Origin of the sequence: Streptomyces sp. NPDC050856, from assembly GCF_040653855.1 — a bacterium.
Lineage (GTDB): Bacteria > Actinomycetota > Actinomycetes > Streptomycetales > Streptomycetaceae > Streptomyces.
This window is the reverse complement of record NZ_JBFAGV010000019.1, coordinates 110,957-117,699: the sequence shown is the minus strand read 5'-3', so window position 1 is coordinate 117,699 and position 6,743 is coordinate 110,957. Positions and strand designations below refer to the sequence as shown.

Annotated in this window: 6 protein-coding genes; 1 reads left to right on the top strand and 5 read right to left on the bottom strand. The window is 76.5% G+C overall.

Features of this window, described 5'->3' with window-relative positions:
• The 5 genes from AB0H53_RS18840 to AB0H53_RS18820 form a co-directional block, all read right to left on the bottom strand.
• Positions 1-843, bottom strand: an 843-nt coding sequence (locus AB0H53_RS18840) for an ABC transporter ATP-binding protein (RefSeq protein WP_362114076.1), incomplete at its 3' end; no start/stop codon positions are given.
• The gene (locus AB0H53_RS18835) at positions 840-1,958 is read right to left on the bottom strand and encodes an energy-coupling factor transporter transmembrane component T (protein WP_362114073.1); all 1,119 of its coding nucleotides are present in this window, start codon (positions 1,956-1,958) and stop codon (positions 840-842) included. The genes AB0H53_RS18840 and AB0H53_RS18835, both read right to left, overlap by 4 nt.
• Positions 1,959-1,968: 10 nt before the next feature.
• Positions 1,969-2,670, bottom strand: coding sequence for an SCO2322 family protein (locus AB0H53_RS18830; RefSeq protein WP_362114097.1), 702 nt, complete (start codon positions 2,668-2,670; stop codon positions 1,969-1,971).
• Positions 2,670-3,965 (bottom strand): prenyltransferase/squalene oxidase repeat-containing protein, encoded by a 1,296-nt coding sequence (locus tag AB0H53_RS18825; RefSeq protein ID WP_362114070.1) that lies wholly within the window; start codon positions 3,963-3,965, stop codon positions 2,670-2,672. Before AB0H53_RS18825 ends, AB0H53_RS18830 begins: the two co-directional genes overlap by 1 nt.
• 526 nt (positions 3,966-4,491) lie before the next feature.
• Entirely contained in the window at positions 4,492-5,145 is a 654-nt protein-coding gene (locus tag AB0H53_RS18820) for a TetR family transcriptional regulator (RefSeq protein WP_362114067.1), read from the bottom strand.
• A 195-nt stretch (positions 5,146-5,340) separates the two neighbouring features.
• Here AB0H53_RS18820 and AB0H53_RS18815 point away from each other — a divergent pair, with 195 nt between their 5' ends.
• Positions 5,341-6,666 carry a glycosyltransferase family 4 protein gene (locus AB0H53_RS18815; RefSeq protein WP_362114064.1) on the top strand — a complete coding sequence of 442 codons (1,326 nt, stop codon included), beginning with the start codon at positions 5,341-5,343 and terminating at the stop codon, positions 6,664-6,666.
• Positions 6,667-6,743 lie beyond the last annotated feature (77 nt).

Genomic DNA, 6,743 nt, shown 5'->3' with positions numbered 1-6,743 from the left:
CCGGTCCGCGGCGGCCCCGGGTACCGCGTCCGCCAGGCGGGCGCGCAGCGGGGCGGCGCGGCGGCGGGCGTCGCGGACCGTCAGCGGCGGTGGCGTCCAGCCGGCCAGGCGGGCGAGGGCGACCACCGGGGGGTGCACCGGGGAGACCGCCATGACCTCGGCGGGCGGGCCCACCAGGACCGGGGCGCCCGGAGCGCGCAGCAGGGCGACCCGGTCCGCGTACTGCACCACCCGCTCCAGCCGGTGCTCGGCCATCAGGACCGTGGTGCCCAGGTCGTGCACCAGCCGCTGGAGGACCGCCAGGACCTCTTCCGCCGCCGCCGGGTCGAGCGCGGAGGTCGGTTCGTCCAGCACCAGCACCTTGGGGTGCGGGGTCAGCACGGAACCGATCGCGACCCGCTGGCGCTGCCCACCGGAGAGGGTGGCGATCGGCCGGTCCCGCAGGCCCGCCAGGCCCAGCAGGTCCAGGGTCTCCTCGACGCGGCGGCGCATCACCGCCGGCGCGAGCCCCAGCGACTCCATCCCGTACGCCAGCTCGTCCTCCACCGTGTCGGTGACGAAGTGCGCGAGCGGGTCCTGCCCCACGGTGCCCACCAGGTCGGCCAGTTCACGCGGCCTGTGGGTGCGGGTGTCACGGCCGTCCACGGTCACCCGGCCGCGCAGGGTGCCACCCGTGAAGTGCGGGACCAGACCGCACACCGCGCCCAGCAGCGTCGACTTGCCGACCCCCGACGGGCCCACCAGCAGGACCAGTTCGCCCTCCGGGACGGTGAGGTCCACGTCCTGGAGCGTGGGCGCGGCGGCGCCGGCGTACGTCACCGTGACGTTGTCGAACCGGATCACGCGGACTCCTCGGGGACGGGGGCGACGAAGGCGGGCACCAGGCCCACCAGGACGGACAGCGCGGGCCACAGCGGCAGCCCCGGTGCCGTCAGCGGCACCACACCCGGGTGCAGGCCCTCCGGGTCGTACCCGGCGGCCCGGACCATCAGCGCCGCCACCGCCGCGCCGGAGCCCGCCACCAGCCAGGCGCGCGCACCCCACCGGTCGGGCCGGTAGCGGGTGCGCACCGACCGCCGCCCGCCCAGCCGCAACCCGGCCAGAGCCGCCACCACACCGACGAGGACCAGGAGCGGGCCGTAGGACCCGCCCTCCGCGCCGAGCAGTGCGTACGCACCCGCGCACACCGCCAGCAGGCCGCCCAGTGTCAGCACCGTCGTGGTGTGCCGGACCAGGGGCGTCACCGGGGCCGCCCGGCCGTAGCCGCGCGCGTCCATCGACGCGGCCAGCGCGACCGACCGCTCCAGCGCGCTCTCCAGCACCGGCAGTCCGATCTGGAGCACCGACCTCACCCCGCCGGTCGGCCGGCCGCGCAGCCGCCGCGCGGTGCGCAGCCGCACCACGTCGGCCACCATGCCGGGGGCGAACGTCATCGCGACGACCACCGCCACCCCCACCTCGTACAGCGCCCCCGGCAGCGACTTCAGCAGCCGTGCCGGGTTGGCGAGCGCGTTCGCGGCACCCAGGCAGACCAGCAGCGTGGCCAGCTTCGCCCCGTCGTACAGGGCGAACACCAACTGCTCGGCGGTGACCCGGCCGCCGATCCGGATGCCCTGCGCCCACCCGGGCAGCGGCACCTCGGGCATCGTCCACAGCAGCCGGGTACCGGGGATCGGCGAGCCGAGGACGACGGAGAAGACCAGCCGGATCACCAGGACCGCCAGCCCCAGTTTCAGGAACGCCCCGTAGGAGCGCGCCCAGGGCGCGTCGGTGCGGCGGGCCGCGACCACGTACCCGGCCACCGCCACCAGCAGGCCGAGCAGCAGCGGGTTGGTGGTGCGGGAGGCCGCGGTCGCCAGGCCGAGCGCCCACAGCCACCAGGCGCCGGCGTGCACGGCGTTGGCGCGGTGTGCCCCGGGCGCGCGAAGGCTCATCGGTGACGGTGTCGGGAACGGCATCGGCGGCGGGTCACCGGCGACGCCGGCGGGCCTGCCACACGGCGGCCGCGCCGAGGGCCAGTACGGCGGCGAGCCCGGCGACGAGCCCGGCCGACGGTCCGCCACCGGGCCGGTCCTGCGCGCTCCGCCCGCTCGTCGCGCCCGGTCCGGCGCTCTCCCCGGCCGGGCCGCCGGACGCGGTGGGTCCGGGCCCGGTGCTCCCCGCGACCTGCTCGCCGCAGCCGGTCCTGGGATAGCCGGAGATGGCGCAGAGCAGCGCGTCGATGTTGTAGCGCAGCGGCTTGGCGACCACCGCCAGCACGTCCGCGCTCGTCGCGTCGTCCGGCACCCGCACACAGGCCGTGCGCGGGGCGGGCGGCGTGGCGCCCGCCGGCGCGTCGGCCGGTGTACCGAAGTCGATGACCAGCCCGACGCGCTTGATGCCGTCCTTCGCCGGCGTGGTGCCGCAGAGCGCCCGGAAGTCGGGCGCCCGGCGCGGCTGGGCGGCGCTCCGCGAGTCCGGACTCACCGCGAACCGGTAGCCGTTCACCTCGCCGTCGTCGGGCCGGACGACGGCCGGGCCCTGCGTGGCGTAGCTCCACCGGCCGCCCTCGCCGCCCTGCCAGAACGACCAGTAGCGATAGCCGGCGGCCTGCGCCGGGCCCGCGCCCGCGCCCAGCGCGCCGAGCGCGGCACCCAGCGCCAGCAGGAGGGCGAGCAGCCGGACACGCATCACAGCCCGCGCTTCTTGTTGCGCCCGGAGAGGAGGAAGCCGATGCCGATGCCGGCGACCAGGCAGATGCCGACGATCAGCCATCCGTCGAAACCGGCGACGCCGCCCACGCCCTGCTCCCCCTCCGGCTGCTCGGTCGGGCGCGCCTGCCCGCGCGGCTCGGGCGCCGGCCCGGTGGCGTTGAGCCGCTGGACCAGGTCGACGCCGCCGAAGTCGCGGGCGTCGGCGCCCACGGTGTGGGCCGCCAGGATGAGCTGCGCCCAGGCGGCGGGGCCGATCTGCTCGGCCCAGGGCACGGCGTTCTTCCGCAGCCACGCCATGGCGCCGGCCGCCTTGTCGCCGTGCCCGGCCGCGCCGAGGGCGATGACCGCGTCGGCCGTGTTGCCGAAGTCGGGCTGGGGGGCGGTGGACCCGGTGCCGGGCATGGGCGGCAGGTCGAGGTGGCCGGTCCTGGCCAGAGCGGTGACCAGGTGGGCCGCGCCGTTGCGGGCGGCGCGCTCGGCCGTGGGCTTGGCCGGGGTCTCGCAGGTGGGCGGCTGCTCGGGCTCGGCACCCCGGGTCTGAAGGTGCTTGCCGAGGCCGGCCAGTACGGCGGCGGCGGTGGCGTCGCCGTTGGCGACGAGCTTGCCGGCCTTGTCGCGCTGGTAGGCGAAGGCCCCGGGGCCGTCCTCGGCGTCGCAGGGGATCGCGAAGGTCAGCAGCGCGTCGTAGGGCGTCCTGCCGGCGGACGAGGTCACGTCACCGGGCTTCTCGCCCACCGCGGCGAGCGCGCTGATGACGGTGGAGGTGGAGTTGGCGTCGGTGGCGCCGCCGGGGTTGAAGCTCCAGCCGCCGTCCTTGTTCTGCACGCCCTTGAGCCAGGTGACGCCCGCCTCCACGGCCTTGGTGACCGGGTCGGTCCCGGTGTCGCCCGCCTCCGGCTTGTCGAGCCCCGCCAGGGCCTGCACGGCGACGGCGGTGGCGTTGGTGTCCAGCACCGTCGCCGGGCCGCACGGCACGGCCGGGTCGGGGCGGTAGGAGGCGAAGCCGCCGTTGTCGCACTGCTGCCCGAGCAGCCAGTCCACGGCCTTGTCGGCGGGCTCGACGCCGGAGGTCTGCTGCGCCATGAAGGCCAGGGACTGCCGCCACACCCCGTCGTACGTGGGGGCCTTCTTGCCGTACAGCCCGGAGGGGACGACCGGGGTGGGGCCGGGCGACGGCGCCGCGTACGCGGTCGGGGCGACGGCTCCGGAGCCCCCCGCGAGCAGCACGGCGGTGGCGGCGAGCGCTGCGGCGGTGCGGCGAACGGTGGTCATGGCGGGTGGCCTCTCCCTGCGGGGGCCGGACACCGGCGCGCGGGCACCGGGCTCCGGCTCCGTGATCCTCGACGGTGCCGCCACCGGGCGGTCGGTCCCGGTGACACGAGCCGGTCACGTCCCGTGCGGGGCGATCCGGCTCACCGCCTGGACGGCTCACGACTCCCGGGCCGGCGGCGCATTCGCACCGGCTTTCCCCCCGTACGGACATGATGACGACCCGCTCACTCTACCGGGGGAGCACCGGCGATCACCCGCCAGCTCAGGGGCCGCCCGTGCCCGCGTGACCGCACCGCCCGCGCCTGCCGCGCTCGCCGCCGGGCCGCCGCCCGGCACCGGACGGCCGGCCCGGTGCCGCGCCCGGTGCGACCCGGGGCGCGGCCGGTGAGGTCCCGCCGGTCCCGCCGGCGGCCCTTCCGCGCGGACCGCCACGGGAACGGCGGCGGCGGTGACGGTCACGCCGGCGCTGGCCGCGGTGGCGGGACCGCGGGCCCGGCCGGTGCGCCCCGCGGGGCGACCGGCGGCCTCAGCCGCGCCCGTGCCCCTGCGGGCGGGGGACCGCCGGCGCGGGGGCGGGAGCGCCTGGGGCCGTGAGGTCGATCAGACGGCACGCCGTCTCGATGTCGATCCCCACCTGGGCGATGGACGCCCGGCCCGACAGCCAGGTGATCAGCGCCGAGTGCCAGGTGTGCTCGATCACCCGGACCGCCGAGAGCTGCGCGGGCGTGGGGTGTTCCAGTCCCGTCGCGTCCAGGATGATCGCCGTCGTCAGCCGCGACACCGTGTCGACCTCGGGGCTCACACTGCGGTCGGCGAAGGTCAGCGCGCGCACCATCGCGTCGGCGAGGTGTGGTTCGCGCTGGAGGGCCCGGAACGCCCGCATCAGGGTCTGGGCGACCCGTTCGGAGGGGGCCTCTCCGGCGGGGGGCCGTTTGCGCAGCGTGGTGTGCAGGTGCTGGAGCTGGTCCTGCATGGTGGCGACCAACAGGTGGACCTTGGAGGGGAAGTAGCGGTACAGCGTGCCCAGCGCCACCCCGGCGGCCTCGGCCACCTCGCGCATCTGGACGGCGTCGAACCCGCCCCGGCCGGCGAGCTGCGCGCTGGCGTGGAGGATGCGGCGGCGGCGCGCCTCCTGACGCTCCGTGCGGGGCGGCGGCGCCGGCTTTGCTTCCGCTGTCATGTGTCCCGTTCCGTGCCGTTGGTGCGCCACAGTATGGCCCGGGGCCCGCCGTGGCGTGAATCACCTGAGGCGGCTCCTACAGCGGCGCTACCTGCCGGTAGATTCGAAGCTCCTCGAACGATCAAGTCTGAAACTTGTTCTAGATTAGCGCGAGCGGTTACGCTCCCGCGAAAACGCAGCGAGAAGGGGCCGCGAGTGACCGCTGAGGCCATAGAGGCAGGTCCCCGCGCCGGCGCCGGTGCGGACGGTGAGCGCCCCCTGCGCATCGCCCTGCTCACGTACAAGGGGAACCCGTTCTGCGGGGGCCAGGGTGTGTACGTACGGCACCTCTCGCGCGAACTCGTCCGCCTCGGGCACAGCGTCGAGGTGATCGGCTCCCAGCCCTACCCCGTCCTGGACGAGGGCGACGACCTCGGCGGGCTGAGCCTCACCGAGCTGCCAAGCCTCGACCTGTACCGGCAGCCCGACCCCTTCCGCACCCCCGGGCGCGCCGAGTACCGGGACTGGATCGACGCCCTCGAAGTGGCCACCATGTGGACCGGGGGCTTCCCCGAGCCGCTCACCTTCTCGCTGCGGGCCCGCCGTCACCTGGCCGCCCGGCGCGGCGACTTCGACGTCGTCCACGACAACCAGACCCTCGGCTACGGCCTGCTGGGCGACCTGGGCGCCCCACTGGTCACCACCGTCCACCACCCGATCACCGTCGACCGGCAACTGGAGCTGGACGCGGCGGCGGACTGGAAGCGCCGGGCCTCGGTACGCCGCTGGTACGCCTTCACCCGCATGCAGAAGCGGGTCGCGCGGCGACTGCCCTCCGTCCTGACCGTCTCCGGCTCCTCCCGGCAGGAGATCGTCGACCACCTCGGGGTGCGCCCGGAGCGCGTCCGGGTGGTGCACATCGGCGCCGACACCGACCTGTGGTCCCCGGACCCGGCCGTCGCCGAGGTGCCCGGCCGCATCGTCACCACCTCCAGCGCGGACGTCCCGCTCAAGGGCCTGGTCCACCTGGTCGAGGCGCTCGCCAAGCTGCGCACCGAGAACCCCGCCGCGCACCTGGTCGTCGTCGGCAGGCGCGCCGAGGACGGGCCGGTCGCGCAGGCCATCGAGCAGTACGGACTGGCGGACGCCGTCCGGTTCGTCAAGGGCATCACCGACGCGGAACTGGTCGACCTGGTCCGCAGCGCCCAAGTGGCGTGCGTGCCCTCCCTGTACGAGGGGTTCTCGCTGCCCGCCGCCGAGGCGATGGCCACCGCGACACCCCTGGTCGCCACCACGGGCGGCGCGATCCCGGAGGTCGCGGGCCCCGACGGGCAGACCTGCCTGGCCGTCCCGCCCGGCGACGCCGGCGCCCTGTCGGCGGCTCTCGCCCGGCTGCTCGGCGAGGGCGGCAGCGAACTGCGCGCCCGGCTCGGCGCGGCCGGCCGGGCCCGGGTGCTGGAGAGGTTCACCTGGGCCCGCGCGGCCCAGGGCACGGCCGAGCTGTACCGCGAGGCGATCACCGCCCGGGGGGCACGCCGGTGAGGGCCCGCCGCCCCGGCCGGGCCGCTGCCCGCCCGGCCGGCCGGCGTCCCCGTACCGCGCGGGGTCCCCACCGCCGC